The 19665-nt window shown below is 59.1% G+C and carries 10 protein-coding genes; 3 read left to right on the top strand and 7 right to left on the bottom strand.

Annotated features, from left to right (window positions below):
• Nucleotides 1–34: 34 nt before the first annotated feature.
• Entirely contained in the window at nucleotides 35–889 is an 855-nt protein-coding gene (purU, locus tag C7H08_RS04390) for a formyltetrahydrofolate deformylase (protein WP_106670557.1), read from the bottom strand.
• 140 nt (nucleotides 890–1029) lie between these two features.
• On the opposite strand from purU, the gene ggt reads away from it, so the two are divergent.
• Nucleotides 1030–2793: a gamma-glutamyltransferase gene (ggt, locus tag C7H08_RS04385; protein ID WP_106670556.1), complete on the top strand. Its 1764-nt coding sequence runs from the start codon at nucleotides 1030–1032 to the stop codon at nucleotides 2791–2793.
• Between the two features lie 18 nt (nucleotides 2794–2811).
• Complete coding sequence (gene ftsH, locus C7H08_RS04380) at nucleotides 2812–4701, top strand: ATP-dependent zinc metalloprotease FtsH (RefSeq protein ID WP_106670555.1); 1890 nt, start codon at nucleotides 2812–2814, stop codon at nucleotides 4699–4701.
• A gap of 14 nt (nucleotides 4702–4715) precedes the next feature.
• Here the strand turns inward: ftsH and C7H08_RS04375 are convergent, their stop codons facing one another.
• The 5 genes from C7H08_RS04375 to C7H08_RS18155 form a co-directional block, all read right to left on the bottom strand.
• Complete coding sequence (locus C7H08_RS04375; RefSeq protein ID WP_106670554.1) at nucleotides 4716–5591, bottom strand: universal stress protein; 876 nt, start codon at nucleotides 5589–5591, stop codon at nucleotides 4716–4718.
• Nucleotides 5566–7977: a Lon protease family protein gene (locus C7H08_RS04370; RefSeq protein ID WP_106670553.1), complete on the bottom strand. Its 2412-nt coding sequence runs from the start codon at nucleotides 7975–7977 to the stop codon at nucleotides 5566–5568. The genes C7H08_RS04375 and C7H08_RS04370 overlap by 26 nt, the downstream gene beginning before the upstream one ends.
• 9 nt (nucleotides 7978–7986) lie before the next feature.
• A complete protein-coding gene (gene yghU, locus C7H08_RS04365; RefSeq protein ID WP_106670552.1) occupies nucleotides 7987–8859 on the bottom strand; it encodes a glutathione-dependent disulfide-bond oxidoreductase in 873 nt (290 codons plus the stop codon).
• Between the two features lie 349 nt (nucleotides 8860–9208).
• Complete coding sequence (locus C7H08_RS04355) at nucleotides 9209–9424, bottom strand: DUF3185 family protein (protein ID WP_106670550.1); 216 nt, start codon at nucleotides 9422–9424, stop codon at nucleotides 9209–9211.
• Nucleotides 9414–9575: a hypothetical protein gene (locus C7H08_RS18155; protein ID WP_165793929.1), complete on the bottom strand. Its 162-nt coding sequence runs from the start codon at nucleotides 9573–9575 to the stop codon at nucleotides 9414–9416. The genes C7H08_RS04355 and C7H08_RS18155 overlap by 11 nt, the downstream gene beginning before the upstream one ends.
• A 268-nt stretch (nucleotides 9576–9843) precedes the next feature.
• On the opposite strand from C7H08_RS18155, the gene C7H08_RS04350 reads away from it, so the two are divergent.
• Complete coding sequence (locus C7H08_RS04350) at nucleotides 9844–18378, top strand: glycoside hydrolase family 94 protein (protein WP_106670549.1); 8535 nt, start codon at nucleotides 9844–9846, stop codon at nucleotides 18376–18378.
• Here the strand turns inward: C7H08_RS04350 and C7H08_RS04345 are convergent.
• Nucleotides 18375–19496 (bottom strand): histone deacetylase family protein, encoded by a 1122-nt coding sequence (locus C7H08_RS04345; RefSeq protein WP_106670548.1) that lies wholly within the window; start codon nucleotides 19494–19496, stop codon nucleotides 18375–18377. The genes C7H08_RS04350 and C7H08_RS04345 overlap by 4 nt on opposite strands.
• Between the last annotated feature and the right edge of the window lie 169 nt (nucleotides 19497–19665).

Raw genomic sequence — 19665 nt, 5'->3', positions numbered from 1 at the left:
GTCCAAACCGGCCCGGGGCAGCTGTCGCGACACGTTAATCAAACACTACGGTCTTGTTTTCGTAAGTAATCACGCGATCTTCAACGTGAGACCGAAGCCCCCGCGCCAACACGTTCTTTTCCACGTCTTTGCCCAGGCGAACCATGTCTTCAATGGAGTCGCTGTGGCTGATGCGAATCACATCCTGCTCGATGATCGGGCCTTCGTCGAGGTCCTGAGTCACGTAGTGGCAGGTGGCGCCGATCAGCTTGACACCGCGGCTGTAGGCCTGGTGATACGGCCGGGCACCAGCGAACGATGGCAAGAAACTGTGGTGAATATTGATCACCTTGCCTGCGTATTTTTCGCACAATTCAGCCGGCAAAATCTGCATGTAGCGCGCCAGCACCACAATGTCCACGTCATACTGCGTCAGCAAATCTTCGATCTGGCCAAAGGCTTCGGTCTTGTTTTCCTTGCTCACCGGGATATGGTGGTAGGGAATGTCGTGCCACTCCACCATCCGGCGCAGATCGTCGTGGTTGGAGATTACCGCCACCATTTCGGCGTTCAGCTCTTTACTGTGCCACCGGTGCAGCAGGTCAGCCAGACAGTGGGATTCCTTGCTGCACAACAGCACCACCCGCTTCGGGCGGGCGGAGTCGGCAATGTGCCAGCTCATGTTGAATTCGCGGGCAATCGGCTCAAAAGCGGCCCGGAACTGGTCCAGCCCGAACGGAATCGACTCGGCCTTGATCTCATGCCGCATGAAAAACCAGCCAGACTGGGTGTCTGAATGGTGGCTCGCCTCAGTAATCCAGCCATTATAGGTGGACAGAAAATTACTCACCTTGGCAACAATCCCTACCCGATCCGGGCAGGAAATAACAAGACGATAGGTATGCTCCATTAAGCCATTCCTTTACTAGAATCCGGGAAAGCGGGTGCTACGGGAAACCACAAATGCCAGCCTGCGGTGGAATGTCGGTAAGCACCGGTAAAAATGACCGGCTATGATAGCCTATCTGGCAACCAGACACGAGGAATCCGATGTTAGACAGAGTCATCTACAGCCCCCGGACAAAAATCCCGCCAAGGCGCCCGTGGGGCCTGATAGCCGCCCTACTGGCATCATTCCTGACGGTTACCGCTCATGCCAGCAACCCGGCCATTCTTGAGGGCGAGCGTTTCCACCCCGTGCAGGGCAGCCAGGGCATGGTCGCCACCAGTCACACCCTGGCCAGCGAGGTCGCCCTGCAGGTTCTGAAAAATGGCGGCAACGCCATCGATGCTGCGGTCACGGCGGGCTTTGCGCTGGCGGTCACCCAACCCCGGTCCGGTAATATTGGAGGCGGTGGCTTTCTGCTGTACTCCCCTGGCGACGGCAACACCCCGGAAGCCATTGATTACCGGGAAACGGCACCGGCTGCCGCCACGGAAACCCTGTTTCAGGATAACGCCGGCAATGTTGTTAACGAGCGCAGCCGGTTCAGCCATCAGGCCGCCGGTGTCCCGGGCACCGTGGCCGGACTGGCTCTGGCACTGGAGCTCCACGGCACCCTCACCCTGAAAGACGCTCTGGCGCCGGCCATTCGCCTGGCGCAAGACGGTTTCGCCATACCACAGCGCTTCACCGAGGGGCTGGAGCAGGCCAGGGAGCGATTGCAACGCTGGCCAGCCACCAAAGCCACCTTCTATAAAGAGGACGGTTCCGCGCCGCAGCCCGGTGAAGTGTTCAAACAGCCGGAGCTGGCCGCCACCCTGCAGCGTATTGCCGACAGGGGCATTGAAGGCTTTTACGAAGGCGAAACCGCCCGCCTGATCGTCGATGAGATGCAGCGCCATGACGGCCTGATCACTCTGGCTGACCTGAAGAACTACCAACCAGCAATCCGCCAGCCGATACACGGCACTTACCGCGGTTTCGATATTTTTTCCATGTCACCGCCCTCTTCCGGCGGCACCCACATTGTTCAGATACTGAACATTCTCGAAGGTTTCCCTATCGGGGAGATGGGCCACAATTCTGCAGCGACCATTCACTCCATGGCCGAAGCCATGAAACTGGCCTACGCCGACCGGTCCGAATATCTGGGCGACACCGATTTCGTGGAGGTACCCCTGACTGGCCTGACCAGCAAGGACTACGCCGCCGAACTGCGCAAAACCATCACCCCGGATAAGACGCGCCCTGCAGAAGAGATCAAACCCGGCCAACCCGCCGCCTGGGAAAGTCCGGAAACCACCCATTTCTCGGTAGTCGATCGTTGGGGCAATGCAGTATCCAACACCTACACCATCAACTTCAGTTACGGCTCCGGCATCACCGTCGCCGGCGCCGGCTTTCTACTCAATAACGAAATGGACGATTTCAGCGCCAAACCCGGCGAGCCCAATGCCTATGGCCTGATAGGTGGCGAGGCCAACAAGATCGAGCCCGGTAAGCGCATGCTCAGCTCCATGTCGCCCACCATTGTACGCAAGGATGGCCGTAATTATCTGGTCACCGGCAGCCCCGGCGGCTCGCGCATCATTACCACCACCCTGCAAGTGGTGATGAATGTGATCGACCACAATATGAACATCCAGACCGCTGTGAGCGCGCCCAGAATCCATCACCAATGGTGGCCGGATGAGATCCGTATTGAACAGGGCATCAGCCCGGACACCATCGGCTTGCTGCAGTCCAAAGGCCACAAAGTGACCCCCAGCAATGCCATGGGCGCCATTCAGAGTATTATGATTGAAGGAGACGGAACGCTCTACGGGGGCGCAGACCCGCGGCGCAGCACTTCATCGGCTATGGGCTACTAACGTAACAGGACAGACGTCATGGAACCTGAGAAACAAGACAAAGACCAAAGCCCGCAACCGGCCATACCAAACCAGTATTCCTTTTTGTGGCTCAGCGCAGCCATTTTCCTGATGTTTCTCTGGCTACAGGACAGCGAGCGCCCTCAGCAACAGGAGCTGGCCTATTCAGAATTTAAGGAAGCGGTGCTCAGTGGCCAGATTTCAGAGGTAACGCTGCGTAACGAAGAGATCCGGGGACAGTTCACTGAATCCGGTTCGGCCCGGTTCAGCTCAAACACCGGGCGCACCACCAGCGCTTTTCTGGCGTTGCGGCCACCGGTAGACGACCCGGAACTGCTCTCGTTACTGGAACAGCAGAACGTCGTTATTCGAGGTGCTCCCTCGGGGCGGCCCTGGTGGCAGGATCTGATTCTCGGCTTCGTGCCCTGGATTTTGTTACTGGCACTGATGTTCTGGTTCTGGGGCGCCGCCCAGAAGCGCATGACCCAGGGTGGTGGGGCCTTTGACTACGCAAAATCCCGGGCCCGCCGCGCTCGCAAGGAAACCTCCACGACAACCCTGAACGACGTCGCTGGCATCGAATCCGCCAAACGCGATATAGCCGAGATTATCGACTTTCTGAAATCCCCGGAAAAGTATCGCCGACTGGGCGCCGTCATGCCCAAGGGTGTACTGCTGGTTGGCCCGCCCGGCACCGGTAAAACCTTGCTGGCCAGAGCCATTGCCGGCGAGGCGGAAGTGCCGTTTTTCAGCATCAGCGCCTCGGAATTCATCGAGATGTTTGTGGGCGTTGGCGCGGCACGGGTTCGGGACATGTTCCAGAATGCCCGCAAGGAAGCTCCGGCACTGATTTTTATCGATGAACTCGATGCCATCGGCCGCTCCCGGGGCGCCGGTCTCGGTGGCGGCCACGATGAACGTGAACAGACCCTGAACCAGATTCTTACTGAGATGGACGGCTTTGAATCTTACGAGAATATTCTGGTACTGGCCGCCACCAATCGCCCGGACGTGCTGGACAGTGCCCTGCTCCGCCCCGGCCGGTTTGATCGCAAGATCACTCTGGACCGACCACACAAAGATGCCCGTGAAGCCATCCTGAAGGTTCACGTACGCAAGGTACCCTTGGCTGGCGATGTCGATCTCATGCAACTGGCCGCGCGCACCACCGGCTTCTCCGGTGCCGACCTGAAAAACCTGGTGAACGAAGCCGCCCTGACTGCTGCCCGGGAGAACCTGGAAGTGGTCAACGCGCATTGCTTTGAACTGGCACGAGACCGGCTGATTCTGGGCGAAGTACGGGACTCCCAGCTCACCCCGGAAGAACGGGAAGTGGTGGCTTATCACGAATGTGGTCATGCCCTGATGGCCTATTACATGCCCAAAGCCGACCCCCTGACCAAGATCACCATCATTCCCCACGGCATGGCCATGGGCGTAACGGAGCAGACGCCACGAGAGGACAAATTCAACTACACCGAAAGCTATTTGCGGGATCGCATCAAAGTGATGTTGGGCGGTCGCTCAGCCGAGAAAATCATCTACGGCGAAGTCAGCACCGGGGCCCAGAACGATCTGAAAGAAGCCACCAAACTGCTGCGCCGGATGATCGGCCAATGGGGCATGAGCGAGAAAGTTGGCCCGCTCGGGCTCGGCATCGGTGAGGAACACGTCTTTCTGGGCCGGGAAATGGGGGCGCCCAGGGAGTACAGCGAAAAACTGGCGGAGATGATTGATTCGGAAATTCAGTCCCAGCTGTTGGACCTGGAATCCTTTACCGTCAGTTTTCTGAAAGAACACAGGAAAGAACTGGAGGCGCTGGCCAAAGCCGTGATGAAACACGAAACCCTGGGTACGGACGAGATTATCGACGTGCTCAACAAGGCCAACAACCGGAAGATCGCCTGAACACCCAGGGAGTGTCAGGAGGTTACGGTAACGGGAAGATTTGTCTCTATCAGCAGGACGTCCGCGCCCTGCTCAGCCAACAAACTGGATTGCCGGCTCACCACCAACTGGGTAGCGCCCTCTTCCCGTATGACTCTTACCACCGACTCCGCACTGCCCATCGGCAACCATCTTACTTTTGCCGCCCCAACACCTTCACCCTGGAGGTAAGCCAATAAACCTCCAGTGACGGCTTGATCCCCGCTGGCATCCGCTCGGATCAGCACCGTCAACGGTTGGTGGTTGTTACGGGCCAATGCCGCGCCCACTTGGACAGCCCGGTGATTGGCGCCCTGATCGTGGTTCAACAATATTACCACACGATTCTGCCTGCGCGGGTGGGGCTCCGACCATAACAGCACATCCCCCGGCGCCTGACGCACCAGAACCCGGGCAGTGGAGCCGAGCCTGGCACCGGGAATACCGGACCAACCCACCCGGCCCATGACCACCAGATCCTCTGGGCCCACCAGGTTCAGTACTTCTTCCACCACCCGGCCACGACAAAGTTTCAGCGCCTGAACAAGACCGTGGCTCGTCATAACCTGTTCCAGAGAACACCGGGCCTGCTCGGCCAACATCCGCGTCCTTGACTCCAGAACATCGATTTGCAGCGGCCGGACCAGTCCGGAGCTGCCACCGACCTCGCGGGCAAAGCCATAGCCGGCGCTGCGCAACAGATTGACTTCCTCCACAAAGATACCAAGCACTTCGGCATTGCGGGTAACGGCAATTTCCGCAGCGGCTTGCAGGGCTGCCAGGCTTGGGCCTGATCCATCCAACAAAATCAGCACGCGGCCAGAACCCTTCACGGGCTGCTGGCCGTCAGCCGTTAACGTTGCTGTCGCCATTTTTGTCTCCGTTGCCGTTGCCCTGGTCGGCATCCCTCTTTTTGCCGATCTCTGTAAACTCCGCCAGCCGCTCCGCCACCCGCCGGTTGAAGCTGTTCTCCGGGAAGTTGCCATCCGCACCTCGCTCACCAGCCACCATACCGGTCATCAGTTCAATGGCCTGGTCAATCCGGGTGATCGGATAGATGGCGAAACGCCCCTGCCGCACCGCGCCTCGAACTTCTTCATTGAGCATCAGGTGTTCAACGTTGCTGGCTGGTAGCAAGGCGCCCTGGCCGTTGACGCCTCCGGCCTGTTTGCAGACATTGAAGAAGCCTTCAATTTTTTCATTAACACCACCGACTGCCTGGACTTCGCCGAGCTGGTTCATCGACCCGGTCACCGCCAGCGATTGCTTCAACGGAACGCCGGTGATGGCGGATAACAAAACGCAGGTTTCTGCGACGGAGGCAGAATCCCCCTCCACGCCGCCATAGGACTGCTCGAACGCCAGGCTGGCAGACAGCGATAGCTCGCCCATGGGCGCGTAACGGCTGGCCAGAAACCGGGACAGAATCATCACTGCCTTGCCGTGAATCGGCCCGCCCAGTTTTGCCTCGCGCTCAATATCCACCACCTGGCCCTTGCCGGGCCGCGCAGTCGCCGTGATGCGGGTAGGTTGGCCGAATCGGGTGGCACCAATCTGCAGAACCGACAGGCCGTTCACCTGGCCTGCCTGCTCCCCGTCGGTGGCAATCATCATTACGCCCCGGCGAATCTGATCCAGGCTGCGCTCACGGATTCGACTGGCGCGATACTCCCTTTCATCAATGGCTTGCTGGATGTGACAGGTCTCGATGCGCTCACTGCCCGACGCAGTGGCCCAATGGTCTGCCTCGGCGAGCAGATCTTTGAGCACTCGGTCGTGGGCGGTCAGTTTTTTCTGATCACTGGCCAGCCGGCTGGCATGCTCGATCAGCCTGGCAACAGCAGCGCGATCCAGAGCTTTGACAGCGGATGACCGGGCCATGGTGGCAATCATCCGGGCATACAATTGATAGCTTTTGTCGTCCCGGTCCAGATCATCCTCGAAATCCGCCTCAACCTTGAACAGATCGAGGAAGTCCGGATCGTAATGGGATAGCAGGTAATACAGCATCCGGTCGCCGAGCAGGACCACTTTCACATTCAGGGGAATGGGCTCCGGCTGCTGACTGACAGTGGTGGCCAGGCCATACAGCCTCTCCAGGGATTCAATCCGGATTTTGCCGGAGAACAGAATACGTTTCAGGCTCTCCCAGGCCATCGGCTGGGTCAGAATACGGCGGGCGTCCAGAATCAGGTAGCCGCCGTTGGCACGATGCAATGAACCAGCGCGGATCAGGGTGAAATCGGTGTACAAATTGCCCTGGTGCGCCCGGTGCTCGATTTGCCCGGTCAGGTGCTGGTGGTTAGGAAGGTCTTCATAAACCACCGGGGCGCCCCGAGTGTCGGCGTTATCCACCAACAAGTTAACCCGATACCGGTTCAGCAGCCCGGCCGGTGCGCCGTTCTCATTGTCCTGAAAGGCTTCGGCGTGCTCAACCACATCCTCGCGCACAGCATCGAGATAGGCGACCACGGCTGGCAAATGAGACCACTTTTCACGCAATTCACCGATGGGGCCGCCGAGCGTAAGCTGCACCATTTCTTCGTTGAGTTCATGGATTCGCTCGCGCACTTCTTTGCGAAGGCGCGGCACCTGCTGAATGGCCTGCTGGAGCTCTTTCTGGAGATCCTCCACCTTGGATTCGACCAGTTCTTTTTCTTTATCGGAGAACTTTTTGTACTCCTCCGGCTCAATCACCTCACCGTTGCGCATGGGTGCAAAGGTAAAACCGGCGGGAGTGGTCAGCATTGCTATGTTGTTGGCGCTGGCTTCCTCCTGGATCGCGGACAAACCTTTTTGCTGGCGCCGGGTGACCTCTTCCTGCAACTCCTGGATACGAGCCTGATATTCCTCGCTTTCAAAGGTGGCCGGAATGGCGGTTTTCAGCTCATTGGCCAAACCGCTCATGTCACTCTTCAGCGCCTGGCCCTCACCCGGTGGAAGCCTGATCGCCTCGGGCTTGTCCGACTGCTGAAAGTTAAACACGTGGCACCAGTCCGACGGCACCGGCTTTCCTGCGGCATGATTGGCCAGAAACTGCTTTACCAGCTTATGCTTGCCGGCGCCGGACGGCCCCAGCACAAACAGATTGAAACCACTGGCTTGTATGCTGGCGCCAAACTCCAGGGCCCTGAGCATGCGATCCTGTCCAAACGGAAGTTCCAGGTCTGCCAGGGCTGCCGTCGTCTCAAAATCCAGCTTGTCCATCGGGCAGCGGTGGTAGATCTGGCCCTCGGTTAACGCCGCAGGTACCGCCATTAGTGCTCCTTAGTTGCTGTCTTCCAGCTTGTCCTGGGTGCGTATATCAAAATCACTGGCATCATGGCGCTCATGCAACTGGGACGACAGATCACCCCAGGCTTTGTTCACCATCCGACCGCGCTTGACTGCAGGGCGCTGGGCAAGCTCATCCGTCCAACGCAGCACATTCGTGTAGCTGTGAGCTTCGAGGAATTCAGCAGCCTCGTACACCATGTTTTTGACCAGCGCCCCATACCAAGGCCAGATCGCCATGTCGGCAATAGTGTAGTCGTCACCGGCAATGTAGCGGTTATCGGCCAACTGACGATTCAGAACATCCAGCTGCCGCTTCACTTCCATGGCATAGCGATTGATCGGGTACTCATATTTTTCCGGCGCATAAGCAAAGAAGTGACCGAAGCCACCGCCCAGGAATGGCGCACTCCCCATCTGCCAGAACAGCCAGTTCAGGGTTTCCGCTCGCTTGGCGGGTTCGCTCGGCAGAAACTCGCCGAACTTCTCAGCCAGATACAGGAGAATCGAGCCCGACTCGAACACCCGGACCCCCGGGTCCACACTGCGGTCCAGCATGGCCGGGATTTTGGAGTTAGGGTTCACGTTAACAAAGCCGCTGCCGAACTGATCACCGTTCATGATGTCGATCAGCCAGGCGTCGTATTCCGCTTCCCGGATGCCCAGCTCTAACAATTCTTCAAACAGGATCGTGGCCTTCACCCCATTGGGCGTAGCCAGAGAATACAGCTGGAACGGATGCTCACCGACCGGGAGCTCCTTGTCGTGGGTGGGGCCGGCAACCGGGCGGTTGATACTGGCAAACTTGTTACCGCTTTCCGGGTTCCACGTCCACACTTTAGGTGGGGTATAGGTAGGGTCGCTCATCAACTGCTCCGTTAATCAAAAGAATCTGGACAAGACTCAGTTTATACACCAATAACGGCAGGTCTCAACGGCTGCAGTCGCAAGTGATGGTATTAAATCCCGGGTCATTATCGAGCAGGCAGATGTTGTTTCGATATGGGCTGGGTGCGTTGCCATTGCTCAAGGCGAGCAGCAACATTACTTTGGCCAGAAAATGGGGGCAGCAGAACCGCGGTGTGGCGAAACAAGCGAAGATCAACCATGTTGAACAATCGCTTGACCAGACGGAAGGGCTCCGGTTGCGAACCGGCAACCTTGGCCCCAGTATCCCGCGGTTCCTGTATATCGTCCGGCATTGCGGGTTCCGGAGTTATCTGCGCGCAGACTTACCGAACAACAACAGCCCGACACCCGCCACGGCAGCAGTCGCGCCAAGGATCAGAAACCAGGTGGTGGAGTCGGTAAAGCGACCCGTAACGGCTTCGGTCACCTGATCACCCAAGCTTTGGGATGCCTGATAAGCAAAGAAAAGCAGGATGGCGCCCACCACCAACAAGACGAGGGCCAAGGTTCGATTAGTCGTCATTGATCTCTCCTAACACGGTGCCATCCTTGTCACCGCTTTTGCCGGCTTTATCCTTGTTTTTCGTATTTTCCTCATCGGTCTTCTTGTCGGCATCCTCCTTGGATTTTCTGGTTTCTTCATTTGAATTACCTTTGGCAGGATTCTTGTTCATGAGCTTATCTCCAGATGAGTATTCCGTTCGGGTGCTGCCTGTTGCCCTGAACTCAGATAGACAACAGGCACGAAGCCAGAATAGGGAAAGACTGAGGCCGGGTCGGTGCGGTGTCTAACTTAGTGAACGTTCGGTATCGCACAGACAGCTCCGCTTGCCGGTATGAAGATCAGTACTGTTTGCGGGTTAGCAAGGAGCAATTGCCATCAAAGCATTCAGGTTTTCGGCACGGACACGGAATGAACTGCGCCATGACCGGGACACCGAGTTGTTGCGCGCAGAGCTGTTCAGCATTGAGCAACTTAAGCGCCACGCGCTCACCCTTGCGGACCGTCACCAAATCGACACGCGCCAAAAGCCGGACAAGCTATTGCCACGCCTGGCAGACAATGCCCGTGTGCTGCTGGCGGCCTATGACGTTGTCACGGCGGCCGCGACAACGGGACAGCGGATCGTACCGACCGAAGCCTGGCTGCTCGATAACTTTTACCTGATCGAGCAGCAGATCAGCCTGGCACGTCGACATCTTCCGCGCGGCTACAGCCGGCAGTTGCCGCGCCTGGCTGATGGCAGCTCGGCCGGTTTCCCTCGCATCTACGATCTCGCGCTGGCGTTAATCTCCCATATGGACGGCCGCGTCGACAGCGACAACGTGACCCAGTTCGTCGCCGCCTACCAGACGGTGGAACCTCTGAAACTGGGTGAATTGTGGGCTTTCCCCATCATGCTGCAGCTGGCGCTGTTGGAAAACTTGCGCCGCGTGGGTGTACGTATCGCCCAACGGCGCGAAGAACGCGATGCAGCCATACGGTGGGCAGACCGCATGCTTGCCACCGCCGAAAGCGATCCAAAACAGTTGATTCAGTTGCTGGCCGAGTTTGCCCACGCCGATGTGCCACTGACCGCACCGTTTGTAGAGGAGTTCTATGACCGGCTTCAGGCGCAAGGGCCGTCTATGGCCTTCGTACAAACCTGGGTTGAGCAAAAACTGCTCGAACAGGGTGTAACGGCAACCAAGTTGTCGGAAGCCGCCGGTCGCACCGATGCCGCCAACCAGATTTCCATCGCTAACAGCATCGGCAGCCTGCGTTTTATCGGCGCCATGGACTGGAAGCACTACGTCGAATCGCTCAGTGTTGTCGAGAAGATCTTGTGCGAGGATCCGTCAGACACCTATGCCGGTCAGGATTTCGCCACCCGTGATCACTACCGGCATGGTATTGAGGACGTGGCGCGCGGCAGTGCCTGTGGCGAGATTGCAGTAGCACGCGAAGCCATTGTTCTCGCTCAGGCGGCAGCCGTAAAACGGGGCCGGCACGACCGCAGCGCACATGTCGGCTACTACCTGATTGATCGAGGCAGGCCGTGTCTGGAACAAGCAGTCGGCTGTCGCCCGTCATTGAAAGTCCGTGTAAAGCGGGTAAGCCGCCCTGCCCGCCTGCACCTGTATCTCGGGCCAATTCTGTTACTAACGCTGCTCACAACAGCAGGCATGCTTTATCTGCTTGATGGATTCGCTGCGTATAACTGGCGCTCCTGGTTTTTTGGGCTCGCCGGCATGGTCGGGCTCTCGGCGCTGGCTGTTGCGCTGGTCAACCTGACAGTCACCCTGTTGCTGCCTCCACGTGCGTTGCCACGACTGGATTTTTCACACGGCATCCCCGACGAACACCGGAGCATGGTGATTATACCCACCCTGCTGGGCAGTCGGCAGGAAATCGATCAACTGCTCGAAGCCCTGGAGATACGTTATCTCGGCAATCGCGACCCCAATCTCTACCTTGCCCTGCTGACAGACTTTCACGACGCACCCGAACAAACGCTGCCCGATGACGCCGCCTTACTCGCCTACACGCGGTCTGAGATTGAAGCGCTCAACAAAACCTATCAGGACGATCGCGCCTGCATCTTTTACCTTTTTCACCGACCGCGGCTATGGAATCACGTTGAACGGGTATGGATGGGCTATGAGCGCAAGCGCGGCAAACTTGAGCAGTTCAACGCCTTGCTCAGGGGCGAAGCACAATCGGCTTTTTCAAGCATCGTCGGCGACCAATCCATCCTGGGTTCGATCCGGTACGTCATTACTCTGGATACCGATACCCAACTGCCACGCGATGCGGCACGTGCCTTGGTCGGCAACCTTGCACATCCACTCAACCGGCCGGTCTACGACGCCGTCAAAGGCCGCATCGTCGACGGCTACGCCATACTCCAACCACGCGCCTCAATCAGTCTGACCAGTGCCGGCCAGTCGCGCTTTGCCAAGCTGTTCGCGGGTGACGCAGGTCTTGACCCCTACACGCGAGAAGTGTCGGATGTCTATCAGGATGTGTTCGGGGAAGGCTCGTTCATTGGCAAGGGCATCTACGACGTCGATGCGTTTCGTCAGGCCGTGGACGGACGCTTTCCGGAGAACCTCATCCTAAGCCACGACCTGTTGGAAAGTGGCTACGCGCGCTCAGCCCTGGTGACCGACGTCGACCTCATCGAGGAACAGCCGGCCAGCATCGCCATTGAATCCAGCCGTCGCCATCGCTGGATACGCGGCGACTGGCAGCTTGCTGGCTGGTTAATGCCGCGTGTGCCGGGGCCACCCGGCGTGGACGGAGCCCAATCCAGGCGGCAGAGAAATCCGCTGTCAGCGCTGTCGCTGTGGAAGATTTTCGACAATCTTCGGCGCAGTCTGGTGGCGCCGGCACTGCTTGCCCTACTGATTGGGGGATGGTTTGCCAGCCCAGAGCCCATATGGGCGTGGACCCTGCTGGTGGTATCGGTGCTATTCTTGCCTACGCTGCTGTCTACCTTGATCGAGCTGATTCGCAAACCTGAACAATGCGACTGGCTGGTGCACCTGAACCGAACCGGGACATCCGCGGGCCGTCCAATCACACTCGCACTCCTGGCCCTGGCTTTTTTGCCCTACGACACGCGCATCAGCCTGGGGGCAATTCTGCGCTCGGGCGCGCGCTTGCCATTCACCCAGCGCGGCCTGTTGCTATGGCAACTGCCCGGCTACGCGCGCCGCAACGCAAGCCGATCGCTAGCTGACTATTTCCGGGAAATGTGGATCGCGCCGGCTCTCGCCTTAGCGCTGAGCGCGGCTTTTGTTGCAGCAGGCAGCCAATCCGCGGTGTGGCTCATCGCGGCCCCTTTCCTGGTGTTGTGGTTGGTGGCACCTGCCATCGGCTGGTGGATCAGCCGTCCGCTGGTTGACCCCAGCCCGGGGTTGAGCGTCGACCAACAGGCTTTCCTGCGGATTTCGGCCCGCCGCACCTGGCGCTATTTTGCAGACTTCGTCGGCTCGGATGACAACTGGCTGCCGCCCGACAATTTCCAGACCTATCCTGCACCAACCATCGCCTCGCGAACCTCGCCCACCAACATCGGCATGTCGCTGCTGGCCGATCTCGCTGCGGTTGATTTTGGCTATCTCACGGTGGGGGAATGCCTGCAACGCATCAATAACACGCTCACCACAATGGAAAAGCTGGAACGATACCGCGGTCATCTTTTTAACTGGTACGATACCCGAACGCTGCAACCTTTGCCCCCGCAATACGTCTCGTCGGTGGACAGCGGGAACCTGGCCGGTAGCCTGCTCACTCTGCAGGCCGGATTGGCCGAGCTAAAAAGCCAGCCGGTGCTTTCGGCCAACGCACTGCAAGGCCTGCAAGATACCCTGCAGGTGTTGGCTGAACAGCTTCCCGGTTTCCCAGTCCCCGAGCGGACGGAAAACATCCGCGTGCTGCAAGACACCCTGCGCGCGCTCACGCTGGAAGGTCCACCCCAGACGCTGGCGGCTGCTTATCAGGCATTGGACAAGATCGCTCACACCGGCGGCGCACTGCTGGCTTCGCTGCCAGTGAATGGCGACGCCGATGAGGAACGAGTGTATTGGGCTAAGGCGTTCGATCACCAAATGCACGCCCTTCGCGACGAACTCAGATTTCTAGTGCCCGAGTCCTGGCAAGGCAGTGGGCTGCCGACCCGGGTGGAGCTGGCTGGCATGCAGAGCGCAGGCGCTCAATCACAACTCGACCTCATCGACGAGCTAATGGATCGTTGCCGCCATATGGCGGAAATGGATTTCGAATTTCTCTACGATGTCAGCAGCGGTCTGCTGAACATCGGCTACGACGTCAGTGAACGACGCCGCGATCCTGCTTGCTACGATCTGCTGGCATCGGAGGCTCGGCTCGCCAGCTTTCTGCTGATCGCACAGGGGCAGGTACCGCAAAAGCACTGGTTCGCGCTCGGCCGTCTGCTGACCAGTCATGGCGGCGCCGTCAGCCTGATATCGTGGAGCGGCTCGATGTTCGAATATCTGATGCCGCAGCTGATCATGCCAAGCTACGCCAACACCCTGCTGGAGCAAACCTGCAAGGCTGCCGTGTCGCGCCAAATCGAATACGGCCGACAACGAGCGGTACCCTGGGGAATTTCCGAATCCTGCTACAACGCCACGGACTTCGACCAGGTTTACCAGTACCGTGCATTCGGAGTGCCTGGCCTCGGCTTCAAGCGCGGTCTGGGCGACGACCTCGTGATCGCACCCTACGCCAGTGCACTGGCGCTGATGGTGATGCCGCGGGAGGCCTGCCGCAATCTGCAGGCGTTGGCCGAGCAGGGCTTTCTGGGTGCCTATGGCTTTTACGAAGCCATCGATTACACGCCCACTCGCGTACCTCGGGGCAAACTGAACGCCATCGTTGAAACTTTCATGGCGCACCATCAGGGCATGAGCCTGCTGGCGTTTGCACATGTCTTGCTCGACCAGCCGATGCAGCGGCGCTTCATGTCTGATCCGCTGGTGCGCGCGACCGAGTTACTGCTGCAGGAGCGGGTGCCGAAGAGGGGTGATACCCTGCAGCCACACGCAGCCGAAGTCAGCGCCGCTGCGCGCCCACCCAGTGCAGACGTCGGCGCGATCATGCGCGTATTTACCGATCCTGATACGCGAGTCCCCGAAGTTCACCTGCTGTCAAATGGCCATTATCACGTTATGGCGACCCATGCCGGTGGCGGGACCAGCCGATGGCGAGACCTTGCCATTACCCGGTGGCGCGAAGACGCCACGTCGGATGACTGGGGCACATTCATTTATTTGCGCGACCGCGACAACGGAGATTACTGGTCGACGGCGCACCAGCCGACACTGCGCCCGGCCGATTACTACGAAGCCATTTTCGTGCAAGCTCGCGCGGAATACCGACGGCGCGACCACGCCATCGAAGCCCACACCGAGATCAGCGTGTCTCCGGAAGACAACGTCGAAATCCGCCGGGTCACGCTCACCAATCAGTCATCGCGCGCCCGACATATTGAAGTAACGAGTTTTGCGGAAGTGGTGCTGGCGCCCCTGACCGCCGACCTGGCGCACCGCTCGTTCAGCAATCTGTTTGTCCAGACCGAGATACTTCCCGAACAACAAGCGATCCTTTGCACCCGACGCCCCCGCACGCCGGGTGAACAGGTGCCCTGGATGTTTCACCTTCTGGCAGCACCGGGCTCGGTAGCCTGCCAACCGACCTATGAGACTGACCGGGCCCGTTTCATCGGACGCGGCCGCACCGTGGCCAATCCGGTGGTGCTGGATAGTAAGGGCGACACGTCATTGTTGTCGAACACGCAGGGGGCGGTGCTCGACCCCATCGTGGCAATTCGCAGCACCCTGACCTTGCCACCCGATGAATCGGCGAGCGTGCAGATCATTTCCGGGGTGGCAGATACCCGCGACGCCGCACTGGCCCTGATCGAGAAATACTGCGACCGACACTTTGTCGAGCGGGCCTTCGAAATGGCCTGGTTCCAGAGCCAGGAAGTTCTGCGGCACCTCAATGCGACTGAAGCCGACGCTCAGATTTTTGGCCGCCTGGCCAGCTCGGTCATTTACGGAAATGCTTTGCGTCGTGCGGCACCGAGCATCATCGCCCGCAATCAATTGGGTCAGTCCGGGTTGTGGCGTTTTGCCATCTCGGGCGACCTGCCCATCGTTCTGTTGCTTATCGGCGATGTTAACCGCATCGGTCTGGTCAAACAGGTGATGCAGGCGCATGCCTACTGGCGGATGAAGGGCCTGGCCGCAGACCTGGTGATCATCAACGAGGGCTTTTCTGGCTATCGCGCGGTACTACAGGACCTGATCATGGGATTGGTCAATGCCGGGCCTGAGGCACAGGTGATCGATAGGCCCGGCGGCATCTTCGTGCGCCGTGCCGAGGAGCTTTCCGAGGACGAACGCGTGCTACTGCAAACCGTTTCCCGCATCGTCTTCAGCGACACCGCCGAAACCCTGATCGAGCAGGTAGATCGCCGAGTGTCGCCGAAACGCGCATCGGACCTGCTGGAGCCTTCGCAGCAGCCAGGTGCCGAACCGCCTGTTCCGCTGGCGCCGCGTGAGCGCATTTTCAGCAATGGCCTCGGCGGTTTCACGCCCGACGGCCATGAATACGTCATTACCCTGGAACCCGGACAAACCACCCCGGCACCCTGGGCCAACGTGATCGCCAGCCCGCACATCGGCACCGTCGTCAGCGAGAGTGGCAGCGCTTACACCTGGGTAGAAAACGCCCACGAATTTCGCCTGACCCCCTGGCACAACGACCCCGTCTCCGACAGCAGTGGCGAAGCACTGTACATTCGTGATGAAGAAACCGGAGCATTCTGGTCGCCAACGCCGCTGCCCGCCCGTGGCCGCTCCGGCTATGTGTGCCGACATGGCTTCGGCTACAGCGTATTCGAACACGTTGAAGCTGATATCGCCTCGGAATTGTTCACCTATGTTGCTATGGATGCGCCGGTCAAGTTCGTGGTGGTCAAGCTGCGCAACCAGTCGAAGCGTGGCCGCAGCCTGTCGCTCACCGGATTCTGGGAGCTGGTGCTCGGCGAATGGCGGCATGCCAATTTGATGCACATCGTTACCGAGGTAGATTTGCACACGGGCGCACTGTTCGCCCGCAATGCCTACGGTCGCGAATGCGCCAACCGTATGGTGTTCGCCCAGGCCAGTGAACGCAATCAGTCGGTCAGTGGCAATCGCACCGAGTTCATTGGCCGCAACGGCGCACTCGCCAATCCGGCAGCAATGCGCCGCAAACGGCTATCGGGCAGGACCGGAGCCGGACTTGACCCCTGCGCCGCAATCCAGACCCGGATCGAACTCGACGCCGGTCAGGAACGCGAAATCGTGTTCATCTTCGGGGCGGCTGATAACGCTGACCAGGCCCGGCATTATATCCAGCAACTTGGCGGACATGCCGGTGCACGGCAGGTACTCGAAGCGGTATGGGAGCACTGGAATCGCACCCTGGGCGCGGTCAACGTTGACACGCCGGATGTAGCACTGAACGTGTTAGCCAACGGCTGGCTGGTATACCAGACCTTATCCTGCCGGCTGTGGGGGCGCAGCGGCTACTATCAGTCCGGCGGTGCCTACGGTTTCCGCGACCAGCTGCAAGACACCATGGCGCTGACCCACACCACGCCCTGGCTAGCCCGCCAGCAATTGATCCGGCACGCTGGCCGCCAGTTTCTCAAGGGCGATGTCCAGCACTGGTGGCATCCCCCCAATGGACAGGGCGTACGCACCCATTTTTCCGACGACTATCTCTGGCTACCGTACGCTACCTGTCGGTATGTGAAGGCGACCGGCGATACCGCTGTACTCGATGAGTCGATTCATTTCCTGGAAGGGCGTGAGCTGTATGCCGAAGAGGAGGCCTACTATGACCAGCCTCAACGCTCTCCTGAGGCAGCCAGCCTGTACGAGCACTGTGTGCGCGCCCTCAAGTACGGCTTGCGCTTCGGCCCCCATCAGTTGCCGCTGATGGGTTGTGGCGACTGGAACGATGGTATGAATCTCGTCGGCAAGGACGGCCGCGGCGAGAGCGTGTGGCTGGCCTGGTTCCTGGTCGAGAATCTTGAGCTGTTTGCCGAGCTGGCCCGCGACCGCAATGATCAGGAGTTTGCCGCCTTGTGCGGCGCCCAGTCAGCACAACTGCGCAGTAACATCGAAGCTCAGGCCTGGGATGGTGGCTGGTATCGGCGAGCCTGGTTTGACGACGGCACTCCGCTGGGCTCACGCAGTAACGACGAGTGCCAGATCGATTCGATCAGTCAGAGTTGGTCAGTTATCTCGAAAAGCGGTGACCCGCAGCGCGCTCGCCAGGCGATGATGGCGGTGGACCAACGCCTGGTGCGGCGCGACAAGCAGATTATCCAGCTGCTCGACCCACCGTTTGATAAATCAGACCTGGAACCCGGGTACATCAAGGGCTATATCCCCGGTGTGCGGGAGAACGGCGGGCAATACACCCATGCCGCGATCTGGACCACCATGGCGTTTGCCATGCTGGGCGACACCGAACGGGCATGGGAATTCTTCGCCATGCTCAATCCCGTTAATCATGGCAGCAGCTCTGAAGCCATCGAGCGCTATAAGGTCGAGCCCTACGTCATGTGCGCGGATATCTACGGCGTATCGCCGCATACCGGCCGCGGCGGCTGGACTTGGTACACCGGCGCAGCCGGCTGGATGTACCGGTTGACTGTGGAAACACTGCTGGGACTGCAGCTGGAGGGGAACCACTTGCGAATTGCCCCCTGCGTTCCCGCAGACTGGGAGGGCTACAAGATTCACTACCGTTTTGGTGACACGGTCTACCACATCACCCTGAAGCGCACCGGCGAATCATCCGCGCAGGTAACCCGCGTGTCGGTAGACGGGACCGTGCGCCCCGACACCCGCATACCCTTGACCGACGACCGCCAGGAGCACTTTGTCGAGGTGGACTTTGGCTAATCCGGATTGTCGGGGTCAAAGGCACCCTTGTGAAATTCAATGGCGGCCTCCACGGCCTCAATGCCGCAGACCTTTGGCTCTGGCGGCACGCCACCGGCAAGCACCTGCAGTGCCGCGTGTACCCCATGAGACAGAGATTCGGTGTTGTAGCCACCCTCAAGAACCATCACCAGCTGGCCATTGCAGTGCTTGTCTGCAATTTGCTGGACAATACCGGTCATGGCCGCAAACCCTTCGTAGGTCACATTCAACGCCAGATCGAACCAGTGGGCATCAAACCCGGCAGAGACCAGCACCAAATCTGGCTTGAAGTAGTCCGCAGCCGGCACCAGAATTTCGCGCATGGCCTTCAGATAGGCCTCATCGCCCGCGCCGGCGGGCATCGGCACGTTAATGGTGGTGCCCTCACCCCTGCCCGCGCCGACGTCCATTAATGAACCACTACCCGGATAAAACGGCGAGGCACGGTGGATATCAAAGAAAACCGTATCCGGATCGGCCCAGAAGATATCCTGGGTGCCGTTTCCATGATGCGCATCCCAGTCCACAATCAACACCCGCTTGCAGCCCATTTCATCCCGTGCGTGAGATGCAGCAACTGCCACATTGTTGAACAGGCAAAACCCCCTTGCCCGCACTGGCTCGGCATGATGACCGGGCGGCCGCACCACTGCAAACGCGCTGCCGGTACGCCCTTCTATCACGGCCTCCACCGCAGCAATTGCGGTACCAGCGGCCACTTCGGCCGCTTCAACACTGCCTGGCGAAACCGCCGTGGTATCCACATCCAACCAGGCACTTTTATTTCTCAGGGAAAAGATATCGTCCAGAAAGGACGTGGTATGAACCCGGCTCAACTGATCCAGGGTTGCCGCCTTACCCGGCTCGATCCGCACACCGGGAATCGGTTCTCGGGCCAGTAAGTCCATGATGGCCGTCATTCGGCCAGGATGCTCAGGGTACTTCCACTGCACATTCAGCCCGGACAATATGGCCCGAACCCGCTTGTCCAGGCGGCCGGGCAAAAACTCCATGTTGCTATCCGGATAATGAGCCAGTACCCGCTCATCGTAAAAAACGGTGACGTCCCGTCGTTGTGCCAAGGCGTTGCCCTCCATGATGCCGTTCCGGTGAGAAAGTAACGGCAAATCCGGCTAAATTGCCTCCTCCAGGTTCTATAACAATCCTAGCCTTAATGAGCCAAATCACAACAAAGTTCAGGGCCTTGGCCTACTGAGCTAACGCATGGCCCTCTTGTTTTTCTGTCATTTGAATGTCAATCGGCAC

This window comes from Marinobacter halophilus (assembly GCF_003007685.1).
Taxonomy (GTDB): domain Bacteria; phylum Pseudomonadota; class Gammaproteobacteria; order Pseudomonadales; family Oleiphilaceae; genus Marinobacter; species Marinobacter halophilus.
Note: the sequence above shows the minus strand (reverse complement) of the source record. Positions and strands in the feature narration are given on the sequence as shown.

Bases quoted from the DNA above. Each gene is read 5' to 3' on its own strand.
- purU (WP_106670557.1), bottom strand. From the start codon at position 889: ATGGAGCATACCTATCGTCTTGTTATTTCCTGCCCGGATCGGGTAGGG.
- ggt (WP_106670556.1), top strand. From the start codon at position 1,030: ATGTTAGACAGAGTCATCTACAGCCCCCGGACAAAAATCCCGCCAAGG.
- ftsH (WP_106670555.1), top strand. From the start codon at position 2,812: ATGGAACCTGAGAAACAAGACAAAGACCAAAGCCCGCAACCGGCCATA.
- C7H08_RS04375 (WP_106670554.1), bottom strand. From the start codon at position 5,591: ATGGCGACAGCAACGTTAACGGCTGACGGCCAGCAGCCCGTGAAGGGT.
- C7H08_RS04370 (WP_106670553.1), bottom strand. From the start codon at position 7,977: ATGGCGGTACCTGCGGCGTTAACCGAGGGCCAGATCTACCACCGCTGC.
- yghU (WP_106670552.1), bottom strand. From the start codon at position 8,859: ATGAGCGACCCTACCTATACCCCACCTAAAGTGTGGACGTGGAACCCG.
- C7H08_RS04355 (WP_106670550.1), bottom strand. From the start codon at position 9,424: ATGACGACTAATCGAACCTTGGCCCTCGTCTTGTTGGTGGTGGGCGCC.
- C7H08_RS18155 (WP_165793929.1), bottom strand. From the start codon at position 9,575: ATGAACAAGAATCCTGCCAAAGGTAATTCAAATGAAGAAACCAGAAAA.
- C7H08_RS04345 (WP_106670548.1), bottom strand. From the start codon at position 19,496: ATGGAGGGCAACGCCTTGGCACAACGACGGGACGTCACCGTTTTTTAC.